Genomic DNA, 16,849 nt, shown 5'->3' on the forward strand with positions numbered 1-16,849 from the left:
TTTGGAAAAAGAAAGAAGATGGCGATTCTGCGCAATGGGTTATTGCAGATATTGATTAATAACATAGTGTCTGACACATATGAGATCCATATCTTCACACATCATAAAGGGGAATGTAATGATGACAAGGCGATTAATACTGATTGAAGGATTACCGGGTTCAGGCAAGTCAACAGTTGCCCAAATGGTATCCGAAATTTTAAAGGGGCAAGGCAAAGAGGTACAACTATTTCAAGAAGGAAATCTGGATCACCCTGCTGATTACGAGGGCGTATCTTTTTATTATGCTGGAGACTTTGAAATTTTATTGAAAAAATATGAAGAGTATAGAGAAATTCTGGTAAGCAATGCGACTACCCATGGCGATGGTTTGCTGATTCCTTATCGTAAGATGAGAGAACAGTGGGGAATAGAGCTTCCCGATCACATTGTACAGGATATTTTCAGCCGAGATATTTACGAAATTCCTTTTGAGCAAAATGTGAAGCTGATCACCGCGAAGTGGCAAGATTTTGCCCAAAACGTGTTAAGCACGAAGGATGAGTGCATCACGATATTTGAGTGTTGTTTTATCCAGAATCCACTAACCATGGGTTTCGTAAAGTGCAATCAATCCAAAGAGCAGAATGTGCAGTATGTATTGGAATTGGGGCGTATCATTCATGCTTTGAATCCGCTTCTCATCTATATCGACCAGAAAGATATATCCTATACCTTTGATAAGGCAGTTCGTGAAAGACCGAAGGAATGGTCAGAAGGTTTTATTAACTATTATACAAATCAGGGTTTTGGGCAAGCGCAAGGTTATCATGGTGTTCAGGGTACGGTACAGGTTTTGCAGGAAAGAAAGAGGTTGGAGTCCGAAATCTATGGCTTACTTCAAGTGGATAAGGTATGGCTGGATAACTCGGAATATGACCGCGAGGTTTGTAGACAGAAACTAGAAAAGATTCTGAAGTAACCTTACGGTGCGAGAATTATCATCGAGAGCAGGTGAACTAAACAACATGAAAAAAACGTTATTTGAACTTGTAAATGAAGTCGAAGATGAAGTGACCTTTATGGATTTCCTGCATCAATTAGCCAAGGATCGAAAAGATTTTGCAGATGAATGGCAGAATGATTCAATAGCGTCATTTTTGGAAGCAGCAGCGGAGTGGGGGCAAGCGTCGGTAGAAGGATTAATCCATTATCAGAAGCCGGAAAACCCATGGATGAGATGTGCCCAGATCATGTATATGGGCAAGATTTATGAGTAATATCAGACTAGATTATAACGAGTGGAGGAAGTTAGCAACATGATGCATATTCAGCTGACAGAAGAAGATTACTGGCAAATGAACAAATTTGCGATGTTTAAACTGTATGGGAAAGGTGTGCTGATCGCTGTATGTGTGCTGCCTGTGGCTATTGCAATCATATTTAGACAACTTGATTTTTCATGGATACAAGCTATTATTGCTGCGCTGCTTTGCAGTATATTTGCCAATGGTATGACCTACATACGAACCAAAAAGAAAATTAAGAAATTGGCACGTGAGAGCAAGGGCATACTGGGTGATCATCAGCTTGAAATCTCAGAGCAGGAAATTCGCTGGAGCAATGATATGACTTCAGGTGCAACGCAGTGGAAAGGATTGGAGAGCTTCAATGAGACCAAACAATATTTCTTTATTTTCATTAATAAGGCAAGTGCACATGTGATTCCGAAACGATCTTTTGAAACGCAGGCGGAAGCAGTTCGGTTTGCAGAACAGGTCAGAACATATATGAAAACTGCTCAGCATAATACATAACGGAGGTTTATTTGCATGGTTTTGTTGGAAGTAGCATTGATTGTTGTAACAGTACTGTTGTTAGGGATTGGTGCAAAAAGCAAAAGGAAACTATTGCTTAAATGGGGTATAGCCAGTTTGATTTTATTGCTCGGACTCGTTATTTTTTCATTCGTCACAGGATTTATAGATGGAGTGTCTGAGGGATGGTCAGCAAGATGAGTATTTAGAAAAAAATGATATCGGTTGAGCATCTTCAGGAATAGAGGGCTTATGGACATTACATTTATTCGGCATGGTCACGGTGAACACTTGGTAGATTACCCTAATCAATTAAATTTCCTGCATCCTGGTCTCACTGAATTGGGAAAAAGTCAGGTTATAGGATTGCGTAAACAAGTGATTGTTGCGCCTGAAGACGTCATTTTGGTGAGTCCAACCCAACGTACGATTGAAACGGCACTCCTTTTAGCCCAAAATACCAATCTAATGTTCAGCCCGCTGGTTGGCCCAAGAATGTTTCCTCAGAATCCAGAGTTTGTTCCTCTTGTCTGCGATCAGATCTATTCCAAGGAAGAACTCAGCCATAAGTATCCTGGCATAAGAATGGTTGAGTTGGGGCTGGATTGTTGGGAAGAAAGTATTAATCAGATGGATGCATGTCGATTCAAGATATTAGCTGAACATCTTCTGGAATGGTGCAGGCAACATAGCGGCAATACGTTTATCATTTCCCACGATGGCACGATTACAAGCTACAGGATGTTGCTTGGAGAAATAGGATTAACCAGAAGTGATTTTCTTGGTGAAGCAGGTCAGTACACAATGAGGAACGTTTAACGAGTGAAGGAGATCCGGTCATGACTTATTTTCCTAGTATAGAGACTGAACGATTGCACCTTCGGGAGTTAACCATTGCGGACCGAAAGGTTGTGTATGAACACTTTGCTAAACCGGATGTAACCAATTTATGGAGAAGCAATCTGCTGTATAAGCGACTATAACTGTACTTAGGGGGGGATATTCAATGAAGTTATCGGATTATGAATATTTAACTTTGGCTATGGAAGAAGCAGAGCAATCACTGATTGAAGGAACGTATCCGATTGGTGCGATAATCGTTGATGTAGATGGGAATGTCGTGAGTAAAGGCAGGAACCGGGTCTACTCTGCTTGTGATCCCACCGCACATGCTGAAGTGGATGCCATTCGTCGGGCTGGACAACATTTGCTGGATGTGGAGAAGAAGAGATACACGAAGAACGATCTGACACTCTATACTACCTGTGAACCTTGTCCTATGTGTACCTGTACCATATTAATGTCGGGAATTAAAAAGATTGTATGGGCAGCGGATGATGAAGAGTACGGCGGGCTTCGACGGTTCAAGGAAGGGCCTCATTTTATCCATATGTTTGACACGTTATCCTGTGTTGCGGCTCCCTATCTTGATTTGGAAAATAGACAAAGAGCGTTGCTCGCCAAATGGAATATTGGTAGAGGGGTGCTTCATACAGAGTGGGAGATTCCTAAGCAATGATCATAATCCAAAGAAAGGAGATAAATCCACATGGAATTTGTGGGACAGAAGATCAAAATAACAACAGTTACAGAACAAGACCTCGACTTCATAGGGCAACTGGAATGTGATGCAAGCATATGGAGTTTTGAGGAGACTGTTGAGACGGATGAGGAAAAGGTCCGTGAGAAATATCGCAGCCATTTTGCTGTCGCAGATGAGAAACCGTATGCCTATGATTTTGTTATACGCCGTTTGAATGATCCGGAAGATACACCCATTGGTATTGTTCAGATGTGGAGTTACGTGGATCACCGAAAAAGCTGGGAACTTGGATTCGCAGTACTTTCAGAATATGCAGGCAACGGATATGGGAGCGAGGCTACACGTCTTTTGTTACACTTTGCGTTTCAAGGGTTACAAGCTCATAAGGTTGTCGGCATGTGTAATTCACAAAACGTCCGCTCAGCAGCACTGATGCAGCATATGGGTATGACACGGGAGGCCGTCTTCCAGGAAGAACTATGGTGGAACAATCAGTGGACAGACCAATATTTTTTCTCAATTTTGGATAGAGAGTTTAAGACAGTCTAATTGGTACGGGAGGAAATAAGATGACTACGTTGGTTCTGCTAAGTGATTTGGTCTTCGAATCTAATGATAAATTGAATCAAAAAATACGAAGCATATTCCACAGTGAACAGCCATCCATTGGCTATATTCCTTCATGTTCCGACCCGGAGCGAAGGTATTTTGAGCACACTAGACGTTACTATAATCAAATAGGAATAGATAACATTCACTATTATGATCTTGATCTGGAGTACGAGGAGAGCACATTTGGCTCTATTTTCGAGTGTGATGCGATACATCTATCCGGCGGAAATACGTTTTATTTTCTAAGTCTATTACAGAAGAGAAATGTGCTAGGTTTGCTGCATTCCTATGTGAAGAGTGGCGGCATGCTGATCGGGGTCAGCGCAGGCAGTATTCTGACGACACCTACCATAGAGATCGCTGGGTATGGGGAAGATGCAGATGAAAACAATGTAGATCTAAAAGATATGAAAGCACTGGGACTTGTTGATTTTGAGTTTGCACCGCATTGGGATGGTTCGGAAGATACCCTGAATTCATTAAAAGAATATACGCGCGTTAACCGTACAACGGTCTATGCGTGCCAAGATGGTGGCGGGCTTGTAGTTGATGGTGAAAGCGTAGAGTTATATGGAAATGTGCGTCTCGTAGATTACAGAGAAAGTGGGTCAAGTGATGAGTAATATTAAGGTCTATCATTATGATGCTTTCACCACAGTTCCCGGCCAAGGTAACCCGGCGGGAGTGGTCTTTGATGCTGATCATTTCAGTGAGGCGGAGATGCAGCAGATCGCTTATCAGGTTGGTTTTAATGAGACAGTATTTGTGTTGAACTCTGAAATAGCTGACGTCCGATTACGTTATTTTACACCGGGCCATGAGATTAATCTGTGTGGTCATGCCACAATGGCATCACTGTATGGTTTGAAGACGCGTGGTATGTTGGGTGACCAAGAGTTAATCACGATTGAAACCAATGTAGGAACATTACCTATACGATTTGAGCGCGATGCTGACACCATTTACATGGAAATGAAACAGGATCAACCGCAGTTTATACCGTTCCAGGGGGATATCGAGAAGCTGGTAAGCGCCATAAATCTCAGTTTGGATGATGTGGACCATTCTACGCCAATCGTTTATGGGAGTACGGGAACCTGGACGTTATTGATTCCCATTCGTAAATTAGAGTCTTTTATGAAAATGAAACCGGATTCTTCCTTGTTCCCAGGAATTTTAATTGAGAATCCCAAAGCCTCCTTGCATCCCTTTTGTTTCGAAACCCGTGATTCCAATGCGATGATGCATGCCAGACATTTTTCCTCCCCTTACTCAGGGACAACGGAAGATCCAGTGACTGGAACAGCCTCCGGGGTGATGGGTGCTTATTATTTAACCTATGTGAAACCGGAGATCGATAAGGTACAGTTTGTAGTAGAGCAAGGGCATGAGATTGGAAGAGATGGAAAGGTTCAAGTGAGCGTGATTCGGGACGGTGAGGATATGGATGTCAGAATGAAGGGGACAGCTGTTTTTGTGCGTGAACTGAACGTTGAATTGGATACCTGATCATATACATAAAGGAGTTGTTGTTGTTGTTTTGAATGAAAAGACGGTTTTAGATAGCGCTACTCGTGTCTTGAAAGAAGAATTAACGGATGCTTTGGTGGGAATCTATCTACACGGTTCTATGGCTATGGGTTGCTTTCATCCGAATCAGAGTGATATCGATATATTGGTCGTTAGCCGGGAAAAGCGATCTGCCGACACCTATCGAAGGATTGCAAAAAAGCTGATGCAGATTGAAGATGAGATGCGCATTACGAAAGGGTTTGAACTCAGTATCGTACTGGAATCTACAGTTGTTGCTATGGCATACCCAACTCCTTTCGAGTTTCATTACTCTGCTTATCACCGGGAGAAGTATCGAACCGATGAGCAATATCTATGTGGTGGATATGAAGATCCGGATCTGGTAGCTCATATGGCGGTCATTTATGATCGAGGTATTGTACTCGCTGGTAAACCCATTAAGGATCTGTTCCAACCGGAAAATCGTGAACATATGATTGCTTCAATCACATCGGACGCGAGTTCAGCTTTGGAGGGAATTGTGGACAACCCAGTCTATTATGTACTGAGTCTGTGCCGTGTTCTTTTGTACGTGAGAGATTCAGTCATTCACTCCAAACGAGAAGCAGGAGAATGGGCACGTACAAACCTTCCTTCGAAATACACAGATGTCATCTCACAATGCCTTGCGAAGTACAATGGTGATCTGGAGAATGTGAATTTGAGTAAAGCCTTACTTCTGGAGTATGCGGAATATATGTTGAATCAAATCCAAGCGAAGGGAGATTAACATTGCCTATATCGGCAAAGGATATTTGCTTGATGATGAAGAGACGAGAATCTATGAATATCAGATTTGATTTCTGACATGAAGGAGGATGTGCTGTGAGCGACTCATTACAGGATCAGATTCAATTTCTCATTGAGATTGATAAACTCAAAACGATTGAACGGAGGACTAGAATTATCCATGGTGATAGACTTGAAAATGATGCAGAGCATTCCTGGCATCTGGCGATGATGGCTTTGGTTTTACAGAGTCACGCCAACAAGGATGTTGATATGCTCAAAGTCATTAAGATGCTTCTCGTTCATGATCTGGTTGAGATCGATGCCGGAGATACCTTTGCCTACGATACGGTGGGGAATACGGATAAATATGATCGTGAACTCAAAGCCGCTCATCGGCTGTTTGGTATGTTGCCTAAGGAACAGGCTGAAGAACTACTCCAATTATGGTTGGAGTTTGAAGTAAAACAGACGCCTGAAGCGCAATTTGCCTCTTCTCTCGATCGGTTGCAGCCTATTATCCATAACCATCAGAATGAGGGTGATACGTGGCAGAAATATAACATTACAAGTGAACAGGTGTTAAACAGAAACCGTGAGATTGCGAACGGTTCCGAGACATTGTGGGAGTATGCGCAGCACCTTATTCAGAGCTCCGTGGATCAGGGAATCTTGAGAAAATCATAAGAGTCTAGCTGATCCATATAAATCTTCCACCCTTCTCGTACGGGTACGGAAGATTTTTTAGTTTCAACGGATAAACACACTTAATACCCCTACATCCACCATAAAAGTTAACTGAGGAAAAATATGCTAGAATAGGAAGTGGTAATTTAATAAATTAATTAGGAGGAATAATTATGATGTTTGGTTCTATGATTACGATATTTGCTATGTTGATTAATGTGTTGTTATATGGACTCGGTGTGTATGCGCTGATCCTGTTTATTAAGTTGGCTCGGCGCGGGATTCAGGCACTGGATATCTATCTGTATGAGAAACGCGGAGAGCGGTTCTAATGTTCACCGGATCACATTCGAACAGAATTATCATTTTTCTCTCAGTGTTTTATCTTTCCTGATCTAGTATGATTAACGCATCATTCCAGTAAAGAGAGGTTCACAACATGGAAGCTTTTTTAGAGCAAATTAACGAGTTAAACGAGCTTCAGAAGGACTTGGTTAGCCTACATCCTCTGTTTGCAGAACATTATCCAGTGGTTGTCGCCCATGAAGCTTTATTATATATCTATGATTATTCGTCCAAGACTCAGCAATATGAGTGGGTAAAGACGGTGCCGGACGATTTATATATTCCAGATGAATGCCTTGCAGCCATGCCAGTGCCTCATATGGACGGACGAATGTGTGCGATTGTAACGGACGCAGCGTTCAAAGACCTGGAGCAGAAAGTTTATCTATTCCACGAATATGTTCACTGCTATGTATATGAGAAATACGATGAACGGATCGTGAACCGTCTCCAGATTAAGCATAAAATGACACAACTGAAGCGTGTGACATGGGAACTGGATTATGAATTTCCGTATGAAGATGCAGTCGTTGTGGAGCGGATTAACTCATTGTTGTCTGCTTTGAAGAGTGAAGACCTAACACAAGTACACACAATTAGAAAGGCGTTGTTTACTTCATTAACTGAAGAACAAGCTGAGTACTGGAGTTGGTTGGAGTGGAACGAGGGTTACGCACGTTATATTGAGAATCTGATTCGGGCAAAATTCGGACAGGAAAGCAATCATATGGGAGACACAGCCCCGTTTAACCGCTTAATGTTCTATGAATGTGGGTCGGAATATATTAGTCTGCTTGTGAAGGAGCACCCGGAGTACCATACGGATCTGGAGCAATTGTTTGATCAAATGCAAGCGGAGAGAATACAGGACTAATCACGTATCTACGGTGAAAAAAGGTGAAACATAGCGGAGTCACACTATTCCAGTGATCTGTACGTTCCACCAGTAGGTATATCGTTTTTTAATTAATGTAGAATACTTCCCGATAAAAGGAGATCAACTCTATGCCGCTACCCATGGTTCATCTCAATATTGCTAATCGGATTGCTGACTCGCTGCAAATGCAGGCTGATCGAGGTTCATTCTATCTGGGGAACATCGCCCCGGATTCCATACATATGCGTGAAGGCACAACCAGAGAGGATAAGGAATACACCCATTTTAACCCGAAAGATGATGGAGATTACGTTGGAGGACTGAAAGAACGCTACTCATTATATATGCAACAACGTGCAGAAGAAGGATGGAAGTGGTTTGTTCGTGGGTACTTTATGCATGTGATGACCGATTATTACTGGTTCCGGAGCGTGCATCCTGAATTCGTAGAACGGATCAAGAAGGCAGACTTGTCCATGGGTAGAAGTAGATCCAAGGAAGAGCTGGCGCGTTTATACTATCAGGAGACGGACCAGATCGATTTCAATCTCTACAGAGGTACAAGTTGGAGTGAAGAGGTATGGCGGGTGCTCAACAGCTCACCAGGTTATGACATGACGGATCGTTTAACTGCTGATGAGATTGTACGTTGGAGGGACCACACGTTTTCTTTTCTGAATGGGGAAGAACCTGGAATTACTCCTGAGTTCATTACGGGTGAGAGAGTTCAGGTATTTGTGGAAGAGACCGTAGAGCGACTGAGCGCTTTGTTGTCTTCATGGGACCCGGAGTTACGTAACTGGATATGACTACAGATAGTTAGTGCAGTTGAGTCATTAGATGCTGTATTTATAACTTCTCTGTTCATCACTTGTATTTAACACGAAGTCAGGGGGGGCACGCAGTATGGTGAGATATGTAGGAGTGTTGCTCGTATTCGTCATTGCCACGTTCATCGCAGGGTGCAGTCAACCGAATGAATCGAACACGGAAGAAGGGCTTCCTGTACTAATCACTTTAACGTGTAATCCCAACCTCGCCTCTGAACCATGCCAAGATGTTGAGTTTGATCGACCTGACGAGATTCAAATCATGATGGAGGCCATACATAAGGCAGAGCGTATACCGGGTATTATTGATTATGGTACACAGTACAAGATGAGTATTAATAATGCAGATGGTTCGGTTACCCGGTATGATTTTTCATTAGGAATGGATCCCAAGATGCAAGGACTGTTAGTAAACGAGGAAGACACGCATACTGGATATAGCATTGCTCTTGAGGATGCGAATCAACTAAGAAGACTGATTCAGCGACGTACAGATTAAGAAGGTATATGGAACGGAGAAGAACCTGTGGATGACAAAATTACCATTGAACCATTGACACGATCGGACGCAGATGGAGCGTATCAGGTGTTCGAGACAACGATCCCGGCAGCATTTGAACAGGAGGGCATAGGCTCGCTACTGGATGATATCCAGGATGAAATAGCACATAAGAGAGCATTAATTAACACTGCATTGCAGCCAGATCATAACAAGGAAGCAAATATATTTTTCCTCGTGGCCAAAATGGGTAAGTCCATTGTAGGCGCAATCTCGTATGGACCTTGTGGTGAGGAGATTCGAGAATGTACAGAGGGCAGGCTGAATGATATTGGAGAGCTGGGTAGCCTTTACGTGATGCCCGAGGTTCAAGGGCAAGGGATTGGTTCGGCGCTCATATTCGCACTGGTTACTGAGCTTCAGCGGCGTAGAATTAAACAATTCTGCCTGGATAGCGGCTATCAAATCGCACAGAAGAAGTGGCAACGCAAATTCGGTGAACCCTATGTCGTAGTGAAGAACTATTGGGGTGAAGGAAAAGATCATATGATTTGGCTGTGTAAAGTACAGGATTTTATAGAGGTTGTTCAAAAAGCCCGCTTTTGATTACAAATAAAGAGATGACGACCTGTACTTTACAGGGGTCATCTTTTTTACTAAGTGAATCTTTCTGCATCGATCGTAGACGATTATTCGTACAGTGTATTATGTTTGTTTTTATGTAGCCGAAGGAAAAAGGAGTGAACATATGTCAATCCAATGGAAGATACCCGAGCAACGGCTCTCCCCTCATGCGGTAAATCTATGGAGAATTAGCGCCATCCTATGGAATGCCATAGGTTTCCTGATCCTTGCCGTACTGTTAATACTCGACTCCATCTATGGATGGAAGACGTGGGTCGGTTGGATCCTGTGGGGGGTTACGGCCATATCCGTGCTCTATGCGGCGTGGGATATTTTCATCCAGCCTGCATGGTTATATAAGCATTGGTACTATGATGTGAACGAGGAGTTTCTGCAATTGAAGCGTGGGGCGCTAACCAAGGTACATCAGATCATCCCCATGGCTAAGATACAATCGGTTACAACTAATCAGGGACCTTTGATGCGAAAATATGGACTCTATTCCGTATCGGTTGGCACGATGGGGTCATCGCATGAAATCCCGGCATTGCCCGAGGAAGTCGCGCTTGCGCTCCGTCATCAGATTGCGTCTTATGCACGTATTAATGAGGTGGATGAATGATCGATATGAAGCGACATCATTCATTAACCATACTGTGGAGTCTGTGGAAACTGGTGAAGAATTCGTTTGCCATCATCCTTTTTTTGTTTGTTTTCCGTCAGGGCTCAGAGTCTCAATGGCTTTTCTATGGAAGGATCGCCTTTTATGCAGGTATCTCCATCGGCATCGTGTCAATCATCTGGAAGTGGTTTACCTCTCGTTATGCTGCAGACGATAAGGCCTTTCACATCTACAGTGGGGTGTTCAACCGTACTCGAAGAACGATACCATATACCAAAGTGCAAAATGTGAATCGCCACACGACTCTGTTTCACCGTCTGTTCAACGTGACATCGATCCGATTCGAGACCGGGATTAAGGGAGAAGATGCTACCTTTCAGTTACATGTTGTTTCACTTTCTGAAGCAGAACAGCTGGAGAAGATTGTGGCGGGTTATATGACAGAAGATGCAGAAACTGTAGAAGCAACAGAGGAACATGAACCGTTGGATGCAGTTAGGGATATGGAAGAGGGAGTGGAGCACTCCCGCCCTGTTATAACCGATCAAGCCATGGCTCTGCCTGCAAAAGAGAAACAAGAACGGGTTGTTCATTATCATTCGACCCGCAAGGATATAATCAAAGCGTCGTTTACCTCGCTCAGCTTTCTCGTACTGATTCCGGTTCTGGGCACACTTTATTCCTGGGTGAAAGATTTCTTCCCCGATGAAGAAGTAACGGAAAGTTTATTCTTAACCTGGCTTGATTCCTGGTGGATTGCCGGTTTGATGATTTTGGTTTTATTGATCATATCCATCGCTCTGGGGATTGTCAGAACCTTTGTGAAGTATGGAAACTTCCAGATCACCTCGGATGCCAAGCGGATCTATATCTCGAAGGGCGTGATGGAACAAACGTCATTTTCAATCCTGAAAGAACGAGTTCAGGCCGTAAAAATTACACAGTCTCCGATGAAAAGGCTGCTTGGACTAGCGGAAGTAGAATTGACCACTGCAGGTAGTCTGGGGGAATCCGAACAGGAGGTAAACTCGCTCTATCCCTTCTTGCCGGTGAAGCAAGCTTATACCATGATTGAAGAGATACTACCATCCTATCAGGTGACGCAGGAGATGGAAAAACTTCCGAGAATATCACTATGTCTGCGCCTGTTTAAACCAAGCTGGGGGTGGATTGTGATCACAGGTTTACTGTGGTACTTCAAACCATTGGTGTTTGGGCAGAAGCATGCCTGGTGGATGATTTCTGCGATTCTGCTCGTGTGGATTGCAACAAGCAGAGTGATGGACTTTTTCCATACCCGATACATTCTGAATCAGAATTTCATTCAACTTCGAACCGGTGCACTCACTTCAACCCTCTTCATCTCCAAACGTGAGAAAGTCATCGAAGTGCAGATCACCCGTAATGTGTTACAGCGTTGGTTCGGTGTGGCTTCCATTCATACCGTAAACCGTGCCAAACCTGTTCTGCATCATCGGGCACATGACATTCCCCTGGATACGGCGGAATCATTTCAATCCTGGTACATGGGACGTACCCAAGATGTTCAGACCCGTTAATCGCAAGAGCAAGTGCAGGAAGACCACATCAGGTTATTCTGTGCTTGCTCTTTTTACGTGAAGTCCCAGGAAGCGGGGTAGAGGAGGAAGGATATTTTGATGAAAGCTGTGTTCTTTGATGTGGATGGTACATTGCTGAGCGAAATAGATCGGAGTTTATCACCGCGTACAGCAGAGTCGATCCGGGAATTGATTCGTAAAGGCGTTCAAGTCGTACTCGTCACAGGCAGGCCCTATAATTTATGCGAAGAATTCAGAAATCTCGGAATCGAGACGATCATTTCGGCTAATGGAGCATTGATCAAAGCAGGTGATGATGTGATACATAAGTCTGTACTTTCAGCACAGATGGTTAGAGCATTTAGTGAGTTTGCCGAGCTGCATGGGCACAGTATTTCATATCTTACAGAGTCATTTGAGACGAACGGGTTGTGTACAGCAGATGGTCGTGTTACTGACGCATTAAGAGATACGCTAGGACTCATGGATTTCCCGGAGAAAATCAGCACGTTGGATCAGGACGTATTCTGCATTTGTTTATATGCGGATGAAACGGAGACGAAGAAATTCCAATCCAAATTTCCTTCCTTACGATTTGTGAGGTTCCATCCCTATGTAGTGAATGTGCTGGAAGCGAGCGAAGTGAGCAAATCGATAGCCGCAGGGAAAGTCCTCGAATACCTGAAGATAACCAGAGAAGAGACGATGGCCTTTGGCGATGGAGAGAATGATGTGGATCTGCTAGAGTACGCCGAAATCGGAATTGCGATGGGAAATGGCGGAGAACGAATTAAACAAAGCGCCGATTATGTCACCCTGCGGGCAAGTGAAGATGGCGTCACCCATGCATTGAAGCAATTTAAAATGTTATAAGAATGTACGTAAAAAAAGATGAAGGATATCCCAATTGTGGATTTTCATGTAGAATGATATAGCACGTATTAAGCCCTAAAGCATAGGGTGTAGATCGAAGGGTGACTTATGAAAAAGGTTGTTATCGTAATCTTGTCTCTTGTCGTACTTGTTGGTGTATCCTCTTCCGCTTATGCTCATCCAGGCAGACTGGATAAGAACGGTGGACATAACTGTTCAGCCAAATCCAAACAAAAGGGTCTGTGCACGGGTTATCACTATCATAAAAAGAAAAAATAAGCACTGCTTTACATTCTTGAACAGGGGGAAGAGGAATGAATCATATTAAAGCAGTTATTTTTGATTTGGACAATACAATTCTGAACAGAACGATGACCTTTGACGGCTTCACGCAAAGTTTGATTAAGACTTATTTTGGTCATCTGGAGTCCACTGAAGATATAAGCAAACGAATCATTGAACTCGATCAGGACGGTTATAAGGACAAGCCCCTCCTGTTCAACGAGCTGTTGCATGAATTACCTTGGGCAGAACATCCGCCACATGCAGAACTGATGGAGTTCTATGGCAGAGAATATGTGAGAAGTTCAGTTCTAATGGAAGAGGCGCGAGAAGTCGTCTATCATCTGCGGGGGAAATATCGAACTGGATTGATCACCAATGGGCAGACCGATATTCAGTATGGGAAAATCGATCAACTCGGTATCCGGGATGATTACGACCATATTATTGTTTCAGAAGAGGCAGGAGTCAAAAAGCCTGATCCACGCATCTTTCAGCTTGCACTTGATCATTTCGGTCTAACTCCGGAGCAGTGTATCTATATTGGCGATCATCCAGTGAACGATATTCAAGGAGCAGCAAGCGTAGGCATGAGCACCATCTGGATGAAGGTCAACCAGCCTTGGCAGGACAGCATCACGATTAGTCCTTTACATACAATTGAACATCTAAGGGAGCTCAAGGAATGGCTTTAGAGGACGGTTATATAAGTAAAATCTAATATCACAGTTTCAAAAGGGAGGAACATATGGAGATTAGACAGATGGCTACAGCGTTTTTGAGCAATGGCTCAGACATGCTGATGATGAAGAAGGCGAGCAGCAGATTGTTCAATTTTGAATTCTGGGGTGGCATTGGCGGGCATCTGGAACAAGGGGAACTGAACGCACCCATGACCGCCAGTTATCGGGAGATTGAAGAAGAGACCGGATTCAAGCAAGCGGATGTTGAACACTTTCGGCTTCGATATATTCTGTTAGAGGTTAGCGGTGGTGAGATTTGGCAGCAGTTTGTCTATTTCGGAGAGACGAAGCATCGACATTATGTGCCCTCCGATGAAGGTGAGTTATTTTGGATACCACAGGATGAGGTACTGGATTTGCATGCGTCCATTCTGGTCAAAGCGACGCTCAGGCACTATTTACAACACCCTGGAGCAGAAGACATCTGGATTGGCAACGTTCAGAGCGGAACAGACCTAAAGGGCACTCCGCAGGTCATATGGAACAGAATGCAGGAAACGATATCATTTGAACCAAAGGGGATCATCAATAGTGTTGAAATATAGAGCTGGAATAAAAAAATTCAGATGGATAAATTACCTGTTAATCACTGTATTAATTGCTATCATTCTTCCGATTGGTCATGTAGAGGCAGGCAACACGATTACAGTGAAATCGAAGGTTCAATATTACAAAGGACAGCCATACATACATCTAACAGGTGGAAAGAAATCTGTGACGGATCGGCTGAACAAGACATTAAAACTCCACGCAGTAAAGGCAGCTCGCCTGGATAAAGAAGAAAAGAGATCAAACAAAAATTATTTCTACATTACCATGGCCAGTGTAAAATACAATGCAAAAGAAAAGTTATCTGTGGTGTATGAAGATCATGTGTACACTGGTGGAGCACATGGAATGGATGCGACAACATCATATAACTATGATTTAAGAACGGGGAAAGAACTGAAGTTAAGCGAGTATGTTACAGATGATACTCAGATGGAGAAGGTAGAGAAATCAATCTCCAACAGTCTGTTAGCTATGTATAATGCAGGAGTTTCTATTTTTGAAGAAAATATTTATGATTTTCAGCTTGATCAAACATCTCAATTCTTTTTATATGATGAAGGCATCGTCATCCGATTCCATCCTTATGAGGTTGCACCCTACGCTAAAGGGTTTGTAGATATCAAAGTTCCGTTCAGTAAATTCAGCCAATAAATCGTATGTAATAAAAGGCATGATCCAGTTCAATAAGATCATGTCTTTTTCTATTCGTCCAATGCAGACTTCCTATGATGTGTGGAACACGGTTACCTCGCGTCAGAATGGAAATCTGATTCCTGGTATCACACCTTAACGCTCAGCGTATTCGCTGTTCAGGCTGACCACAGCATAGTGTATATGCTGTGGCAGCCTGAACAGGCGAAACGTTTTAACTTTGCAGAGATTGAGCCGGGTTGATTCATTTGGATAACCTCAGGACATCTGATTACGCTGTAATAATTCGATCTTTCGTTGGTCTGTTCCGATGTTCGATAGCCTCTTCATAATCCCCGATCAGTGTATCAAAGATATGTTCCCACGACCGCTGCTCAGCTAGCTTTCTGCCTTCCAATCCCATCATCTGCAATTGGTTCTTATGATTCCCCCAGAGACATATCTCCCGAATCAGTGCATCAGCCTGACCTGGCTTGAATAATAAACCATTACGGTGGTGGGCTACCAGATCCTTTACACCCCCGGCATTAGCCGCTACGACAGGAAGGCCTGAAGCCATCGCTTCCAGCACCACATTGCCAAATGTCTCCGTAGAGGAAGGAAACACAAACAGATCTGCCGAAGCATACATAACAGCAAGGTCTTCCCCATGCATATACCCTGTGAAGGTAACATTTGGTGGGGATTGCAGACGCATTTTGGGGATAGAAGGACCGTCGCCAACGATAATCCAATGTACACGGGATTGCATTTCCTGGGGCAACTGCTGCATGGTAGTGGTGAGCGTAGCGATATCTTTTTCCGGGGCAATGCGTCCAACGTAGAGTAGAATCAGGGGAGCGGTGATGTGGTATCGTTCACGGATAGCCGAACTGCGTTTATCAGGGGAGTACAGTTTGCAATCAATTCCGCGGGACCAGAGCTTCAGACGCTGAATGCCTTGGGTTTGTAATGTGTTCAACGATTCCTGCGATGGCGTGAGTGTAGCATCACAGGCACGGTGGAACCATTGGATGTATTTCCAGTAGAACGGAATCATGCTTTTCAACCGGTAGTATTCGAGATAACGATCGAAGTGGGTGTGATAGGAGATTACATGGGGAGTATAATGCTTGAGTGCATACCTCAGACCAAGCAGCCCCATATTAAAAGGCGTGGCGATATGCAGCAGATCGGGCCGAAAGGCTTTTAGCTGCTTGTGAGTATTTGCTCTGTTGGGTAACGCAATGCGGCATTCGGGATACAGAAAAAAAGGAATGTTGGCAACCGATCCGACTTGAGTCTCATGGCTTCCTTCGATGATGGAGTTCGGCGTAAACAGCAGATGTTCAATTCTTCTGCGGTTCAGGTGGTTACTTAAGCGGTGCAGCGTGCCAGCAACACCATTGGTTTCCGGAAGATAGGTGTCTGTGAACAAGGCCAGGCGCATCAATACCCCTCCCAAGACTCGTGA

25 protein-coding genes are annotated in these 16,849 nt (G+C 43.6%); 24 read left to right on the plus strand and 1 reads right to left on the minus strand.

Annotated features, from left to right (window positions below; genetic code table 11):
• The first annotated feature begins 118 nt into the window (after window positions 1-118).
• From MHH93_RS07695 to MHH93_RS07810, 24 genes are all read left to right on the plus strand, one after another.
• The gene (locus tag MHH93_RS07695) at window positions 119-961 is read left to right on the plus strand and encodes a P-loop NTPase family protein (RefSeq protein WP_500053551.1); all 843 of its coding nucleotides are present in this window, start codon (window positions 119-121) and stop codon (window positions 959-961) included.
• A 46-nt stretch (window positions 962-1,007) separates the two neighbouring features.
• Entirely contained in the window at window positions 1,008-1,259 is a 252-nt protein-coding gene (locus tag MHH93_RS07700; protein ID WP_500053552.1) for a DUF7660 family protein, read from the plus strand.
• A gap of 39 nt (window positions 1,260-1,298) precedes the next feature.
• Window positions 1,299-1,796, plus strand: a complete 498-nt coding sequence (locus MHH93_RS07705) for a YcxB family protein (RefSeq protein ID WP_500053553.1) — start codon at window positions 1,299-1,301, stop codon at window positions 1,794-1,796.
• 15 nt (window positions 1,797-1,811) lie between these two features.
• Window positions 1,812-1,997, plus strand: coding sequence for a hypothetical protein (locus MHH93_RS07710; protein WP_500053554.1), 186 nt, complete (start codon window positions 1,812-1,814; stop codon window positions 1,995-1,997).
• 51 nt (window positions 1,998-2,048) lie between these two features.
• Entirely contained in the window at window positions 2,049-2,615 is a 567-nt protein-coding gene (locus MHH93_RS07715; protein ID WP_500053555.1) for a histidine phosphatase family protein, read from the plus strand.
• 20 nt (window positions 2,616-2,635) lie between these two features.
• Window positions 2,636-2,779, plus strand: coding sequence for a hypothetical protein (locus MHH93_RS07720; protein WP_500053556.1), 144 nt, complete (start codon window positions 2,636-2,638; stop codon window positions 2,777-2,779).
• 23 nt (window positions 2,780-2,802) lie between these two features.
• Window positions 2,803-3,315, plus strand: coding sequence for a nucleoside deaminase (locus tag MHH93_RS07725; protein ID WP_500053557.1), 513 nt, complete (start codon window positions 2,803-2,805; stop codon window positions 3,313-3,315).
• Between the two features lie 30 nt (window positions 3,316-3,345).
• On the plus strand, window positions 3,346-3,888 hold the full coding sequence (locus MHH93_RS07730) for a GNAT family N-acetyltransferase (RefSeq protein WP_500053558.1): 543 nt from the start codon (window positions 3,346-3,348) through the stop codon (window positions 3,886-3,888).
• Window positions 3,889-3,908: 20 nt separating this feature from the next.
• Entirely contained in the window at window positions 3,909-4,574 is a 666-nt protein-coding gene (locus MHH93_RS07735; RefSeq protein ID WP_500053559.1) for a Type 1 glutamine amidotransferase-like domain-containing protein, read from the plus strand.
• Window positions 4,567-5,460: a PhzF family phenazine biosynthesis protein gene (locus MHH93_RS07740; RefSeq protein ID WP_500053560.1), complete on the plus strand. Its 894-nt coding sequence runs from the start codon at window positions 4,567-4,569 to the stop codon at window positions 5,458-5,460. Before MHH93_RS07735 ends, MHH93_RS07740 begins: the two co-directional genes overlap by 8 nt.
• Before the next feature lie 31 nt (window positions 5,461-5,491).
• Window positions 5,492-6,253 carry an aminoglycoside adenylyltransferase domain-containing protein gene (locus MHH93_RS07745; RefSeq protein ID WP_500053561.1) on the plus strand — a complete coding sequence of 254 codons (762 nt, stop codon included), beginning with the start codon at window positions 5,492-5,494 and terminating at the stop codon, window positions 6,251-6,253.
• 95 nt (window positions 6,254-6,348) lie between these two features.
• Entirely contained in the window at window positions 6,349-6,939 is a 591-nt protein-coding gene (locus tag MHH93_RS07750) for an HD domain-containing protein (RefSeq protein WP_500053562.1), read from the plus strand.
• Between the two features lie 173 nt (window positions 6,940-7,112).
• The gene (locus MHH93_RS07755) at window positions 7,113-7,271 is read left to right on the plus strand and encodes a hypothetical protein (protein ID WP_500053563.1); all 159 of its coding nucleotides are present in this window, start codon (window positions 7,113-7,115) and stop codon (window positions 7,269-7,271) included.
• A gap of 107 nt (window positions 7,272-7,378) precedes the next feature.
• Window positions 7,379-8,158: a hypothetical protein gene (locus tag MHH93_RS07760; RefSeq protein ID WP_500053564.1), complete on the plus strand. Its 780-nt coding sequence runs from the start codon at window positions 7,379-7,381 to the stop codon at window positions 8,156-8,158.
• A 131-nt stretch (window positions 8,159-8,289) separates the two neighbouring features.
• Entirely contained in the window at window positions 8,290-8,970 is a 681-nt protein-coding gene (locus MHH93_RS07765; RefSeq protein WP_500053565.1) for a zinc dependent phospholipase C family protein, read from the plus strand.
• A gap of 97 nt (window positions 8,971-9,067) precedes the next feature.
• On the plus strand, window positions 9,068-9,490 hold the full coding sequence (locus MHH93_RS07770; RefSeq protein WP_500053566.1) for a YhfM domain-containing protein: 423 nt from the start codon (window positions 9,068-9,070) through the stop codon (window positions 9,488-9,490).
• A 27-nt stretch (window positions 9,491-9,517) separates the two neighbouring features.
• Complete coding sequence (locus MHH93_RS07775) at window positions 9,518-10,096, plus strand: GNAT family N-acetyltransferase (protein ID WP_500053567.1); 579 nt, start codon at window positions 9,518-9,520, stop codon at window positions 10,094-10,096.
• Between the two features lie 142 nt (window positions 10,097-10,238).
• Window positions 10,239-10,736, plus strand: coding sequence for a PH domain-containing protein (locus MHH93_RS07780; RefSeq protein WP_500053568.1), 498 nt, complete (start codon window positions 10,239-10,241; stop codon window positions 10,734-10,736).
• The gene (locus tag MHH93_RS07785; RefSeq protein ID WP_500053569.1) at window positions 10,733-12,295 is read left to right on the plus strand and encodes a PH domain-containing protein; all 1,563 of its coding nucleotides are present in this window, start codon (window positions 10,733-10,735) and stop codon (window positions 12,293-12,295) included. Before MHH93_RS07780 ends, MHH93_RS07785 begins: the two co-directional genes overlap by 4 nt.
• A 96-nt stretch (window positions 12,296-12,391) precedes the next feature.
• Complete coding sequence (locus MHH93_RS07790) at window positions 12,392-13,168, plus strand: Cof-type HAD-IIB family hydrolase (RefSeq protein ID WP_500053570.1); 777 nt, start codon at window positions 12,392-12,394, stop codon at window positions 13,166-13,168.
• Window positions 13,169-13,276: 108 nt separating this feature from the next.
• On the plus strand, window positions 13,277-13,447 hold the full coding sequence (locus tag MHH93_RS07795; RefSeq protein ID WP_094030640.1) for a YHYH domain-containing protein: 171 nt from the start codon (window positions 13,277-13,279) through the stop codon (window positions 13,445-13,447).
• Window positions 13,448-13,482: 35 nt separating this feature from the next.
• Complete coding sequence (locus MHH93_RS07800; protein WP_500053571.1) at window positions 13,483-14,145, plus strand: HAD family hydrolase; 663 nt, start codon at window positions 13,483-13,485, stop codon at window positions 14,143-14,145.
• A 53-nt stretch (window positions 14,146-14,198) separates the two neighbouring features.
• On the plus strand, window positions 14,199-14,738 hold the full coding sequence (locus MHH93_RS07805; RefSeq protein ID WP_500053572.1) for an NUDIX domain-containing protein: 540 nt from the start codon (window positions 14,199-14,201) through the stop codon (window positions 14,736-14,738).
• A complete protein-coding gene (locus MHH93_RS07810) occupies window positions 14,725-15,396 on the plus strand; it encodes a DUF3298 and DUF4163 domain-containing protein (protein WP_500053573.1) in 672 nt (223 codons plus the stop codon). Before MHH93_RS07805 ends, MHH93_RS07810 begins: the two co-directional genes overlap by 14 nt.
• 271 nt (window positions 15,397-15,667) lie before the next feature.
• On the opposite strand, the gene MHH93_RS07815 is transcribed toward MHH93_RS07810, so the two are convergent.
• On the minus strand, window positions 15,668-16,825 hold the full coding sequence (locus MHH93_RS07815; RefSeq protein WP_500053574.1) for a glycosyltransferase family 4 protein: 1,158 nt from the start codon (window positions 16,823-16,825) through the stop codon (window positions 15,668-15,670).
• Window positions 16,826-16,849: the final 24 nt, after the last annotated feature.

It is taken from the genome of Priestia sp. FSL H7-0729, assembly GCF_038005685.1.
In the GTDB taxonomy this organism is placed as follows: domain Bacteria; phylum Bacillota; class Bacilli; order Paenibacillales; family Paenibacillaceae; genus Paenibacillus.